General features: G+C 65.4%; 4 protein-coding genes. All 4 read right to left on the bottom strand.

Features of this window, described 5'->3' with window-relative positions:
* Window positions 1-58: 58 nt before the first annotated feature.
* The gene (locus AC08OU_RS23315) at window positions 59-1,441 is read right to left on the bottom strand and encodes a hypothetical protein (protein ID WP_476605818.1); all 1,383 of its coding nucleotides are present in this window, start codon (window positions 1,439-1,441) and stop codon (window positions 59-61) included.
* Entirely contained in the window at window positions 1,438-2,034 is a 597-nt protein-coding gene (locus AC08OU_RS23310) for a hypothetical protein (RefSeq protein WP_476605817.1), read from the bottom strand. Before AC08OU_RS23310 ends, AC08OU_RS23315 begins: the two co-directional genes overlap by 4 nt.
* 36 nt (window positions 2,035-2,070) lie before the next feature.
* Entirely contained in the window at window positions 2,071-2,823 is a 753-nt protein-coding gene (locus tag AC08OU_RS23305; RefSeq protein ID WP_476605816.1) for a hypothetical protein, read from the bottom strand.
* A gap of 344 nt (window positions 2,824-3,167) precedes the next feature.
* Window positions 3,168-3,671 (bottom strand): DUF4365 domain-containing protein, encoded by a 504-nt coding sequence (locus tag AC08OU_RS23300; RefSeq protein ID WP_476605815.1) that lies wholly within the window; start codon window positions 3,669-3,671, stop codon window positions 3,168-3,170.
* Between the last annotated feature and the right edge of the window lie 305 nt (window positions 3,672-3,976).

The following is a 3,976-nucleotide window of genomic DNA, read 5'->3' as shown; positions in this document are numbered from 1 at the left end:
GCGCGCGGGCCTGCTTGATTCCTGATTCGGCTTCCTCGGGAGGGTACGCCCCCCAAGGTCATCCACAGGTTTCAAGCATTGCTCGGTGCGGGTTGTCTCCCAGTTCTAGGACCAGGCTGCGCAGGCCCGCGGACAGCAGCTTTGGCATGGCGTCGCTTTCGGCGCGCTGCGGCAAGAGCTGTTCGTCGTCGTCCCGAAGCCCCTCGAAGATGCCGGTGAGATCGACGTGGTGCTCCGGAATTGGTGGTGACGGCGGCGGTGCGGCGTCTGCGAGAGTCACCATCTCGGTAGCGTGCCGGTGTTCGATGCATCGGGTGACATGGTCGTTGACGCGGATCAGCAGCTGACGCGCGGTGTAGCGGTTGCGTGCCTGTTCGAGCGCCGTTTCCGTGACTGGCCAGGTCGGGTAGGGCGGGACGAATCCCCGGCAGTTGTACCCTGGCGCGAACCGGCTGCTGACGATGGCGGTCGCGGTCTTCAGATCAGGGATCGCGCCGAGTTCGGGCAGCACTTCGAAGCGGTCCCGGGCGGAGAGCAGCGTAGAGCGCGAGATGAGTTCCCAGGTGTCGGTTTGACAGGCGACGACGATGAGCGTTCGGCGGCTCTCGTCGCGTAGCTCCATCAACGCGGTGGCGATGTCGTCGCGCATGCGGCGCGCGGTTGAGGACTCCCGGGCCGCCGTCCGGGAACCCAGGGCGACGGTCGACTCATGGGCGAGCGCATCGAGCTGATCGAAGGCGAAGACGATCGGGCCGGCGAGCGCGATCAGTCGGGTAAGGTCGCGCAGAACCAACTGGTATGCGCGGGGACCAGCGATACCCCATTGCTCACGCTGCTCGTCGTGGACCTCGGGCCGAACGAGATATCCGTGCCCGACCTGAACGGCGGGACCGGTCGAGGCAAGCAGGACGAGCGCGCGGGCAGTGTCCACTGCGGTGATCCCGACCTCGGGATCCAACGAGCGTAGCGCGGCGAGGAAGTCCTCCAGTTGCTCCCGGGTCAACCTGCCGTGTCCACTGACGACAGCACAGCTCGCCGGGTCCATGCCAGCCGAATCGGCGAGCACTGTCAGCAGGCGTGACAGTTGACTCACCCCGCCGGGCAATCGGCGGAGGAGTCCACCGTACGTGTCACCGACCGCGCTCTCCCACGCCGACGTACCGGCGACCGGTTTCAAGAGGAAGAAGTACCCGCCCTTCGACTGGACCACTTCCCGGACCCAGCTGAGCAGATGGGTCTTGCCTGAGCCCCGCTCACCGACGACGACCGCGGTGACTGGTCGACGACCTCGGGTGAGCCCGTCGATCGACTTGCTGAGTCGCCGCGTGACCTCCGGATGCAGGCTGTCGACGTGATAGCTGGGCAGAGTCCATATCTCGTCTCTGGTCGGCGCCCACTCCGAGATGTCCAACGCCTCCAGCGCGTCGAGTTCGGCGCTCACGCTGGTGCGATTTTCAGCAGATGGCGCGGTTCGCGACCGATCAAGACGGCGGCCTGCTCGTCCGCTGTTGTGAGCTTGCGTTGGTCCAGCTCTGCCTTCAGGTGGACATCTGGTTGATCGATCATCCGGTCCATCTCAGCGGTGAGATCCACGTCGTCGTCCAGCCACGCGCGTACATCCGCGAGACGGACATACTGACCCTTGCGCCGGACGGTGAGTTCGTCATATATGGACCTGATCCAGGCCTCTGCATCGGGCTGGAACAGGTCATCGAGTTCTTGTTCCGCGCGGACCAGGTAGGTGCCCAGACCGGCCAGGACCGCATAGAGCGGCCCGGCCGGGAACTTCGTGCCGGAGGGCCGGCCAGCCGACATCGCCGTCAGGCACCAGTCCCGGCCCGCTTTCGTTATGGCGTGCACGGTGGTCGTTCCCCGCCTGGTGCTCTCGAGGAAGCCGTTGAGCCGGTTCTTGTTGCCAGCGTCGATCTCGAGCCCGGCGATGTCGCGAAGCTCGCGGTTGGTGGCAGGCCGGGCGACGGCGAGCAAGGCGAAGAGCGTCATTTGATCCCGGTTGGTCAAGCTCTCAGCGGTCATATCCATCCTCCTGAGCGGTTTCGCGGAGCTAATGAATCAGTCGATGGCGTGGAATCCTTGATCGGGAACCAGCTCGACTCGGCCGGTGGAGCTGGACAATTCGCCGGAGACCTGGACCGCAAGCTGACGGTGGTGCGCATCGATCGCCCGGTCGTAGGCTGCCTGGTCCGGAAGGCGAACCCAGATCTTGCGACGACGGACTGGCCCGGCACCCGCACGGAACTCGCCTCGCACGCTGATCCGCCACTGTTCGTCCCGCGTGGCGCCATGGTGCAGCGTCTCGATCTGGCCGGTGATGGTGGCCGCGCCGGAGGCGTCGAGGTTGCGAAGCTGGTCGGCGGCCTCGCGGAGCAGTACGCCAGCGCCTGCCGGGAAAGGGTGGCGGCTCATGCCCGCCGCTGTCGGCACGCCGCGGCCCCAACGGAAGCCGATCTCGAATGGTGCCTCGTGGTCGGGACCGCCCAGATCACTCAGCGCTGTACAGAGATTCGAGGAGAGTCCAGCGGTGACGATCTCATCCTCGAAAGCGGTCAGGTGGCCGGTCGACACCGCCTCCCTCGCCGCATCGACCGCCTCGTGGATCTGCCCGGTGACGGTTCGGCCGGTGATGCCTCCAGCCAGCGCGGCGCGTGCGGACATCCGAACCTCGAGTACGTAACTGCCCGCACGGGTAGGCCCCATCTCGGCCGTCTGGAGCAGCTCGGCCACCACGCTCGGCGGGCGGCCGGCGAACGTGAGATGTGGTCCCTGGACCAAGGTGCGGGTTGCGATCGTCAGGACATCGCGCACCCCTTGAACGGCCCGGTAGCCCGCAGCAACCCGCAGCAACCGACGTGTAGCCCGGATCCCTGTCGACGGGAAAGGTCCGGAACAACTGGGTGTCCACGTCCGGCCGAGCGATCTCAGCAGCAATCTCCACTGCCGGGCGATCCTCCACGATGGCGAGGCACTGCAGCAGCTCGTTGATCCTGGCCCGGGCATCGCCGAAGCGGTCGTGGGTGGGGACCAGAACCTCATGTTCGCCCGGGTGTTTCCACACGCTGGCGCCGTGCCAGTCGCTCGGCGCGCGCAACCAGCCGGTCTCTGTCAGGTACGACGCGATGTCGTCGACGCGCAGCACGCTCGTCATGCGGCTACCAAGCAGTCCGGGACTCGGTCAGCCTGCGCAGCTCGTGCGCTGTCAGAACATTGGCCGTCGGCACCATGACCGGTCGGCTGCGTCGACGGTCGGGCTCGGCGATCGGAGTCTCAGACCGGAGCGACATGTAGTAGCCGAGATGCCGGAGCAGGACACCATCTGAGCGAAACGCCGCGTACTCGCGCGGATCCGGCGGTACACAGATGAGGAACAGGTACCGCGGCAACGTGAAGTTCGGCCCGGCGAGCTTGTTGAACTGCCACTCGCTCAACCCCCGGTACTGCAGGCGGCCAGACGACACGGTGGGTTTCGACCAAGTCTTAACCTGGGCCTCAATCATGGGCGACCGGGTGTGGGGATACACGCCGGTCGCCCGGAAGCCCAGATCGACACCGTCTGAATCGATGTCCTGGTCCAAGACCACCAACCCGGCCGCCGAGGCGAGCACCCGAACATAGTCTTCGCCGAACTTTCCCTGATGCTGTTTCGCGTCCAGCATCGACCCTCCGCAGGTGACCCCTCAACAAAGCGGTAGTGAAAGCCTACGAGCGCCGCCGATATCTGTCAGTAGCCGAAAGTTGACGCCATGCGAACTGTCAGCCCCTGGCGGTCTTGGCGAACAGACTGCTATTGGCGCCGTTGGCACGCTGAGGGTGCAGCTCCCGAAGGCATCCTCGACGGCGGTGAACACATCGCGAAATTCGTCCCGGCGCTCCCAGGCGGCACTGCCCTTTAGTTAAGAAGTTTCACTGTGCTTTGGGTAGATTTGACGTGACGATGGTGATCGTGTAGCTGACGTCACGG

This window comes from Frankia sp. CcMO1, from assembly GCF_977945845.1.
The sequence above is the reverse complement of the archived record's forward strand: the minus strand, read 5'-3'. Positions and strand labels throughout refer to the sequence as shown.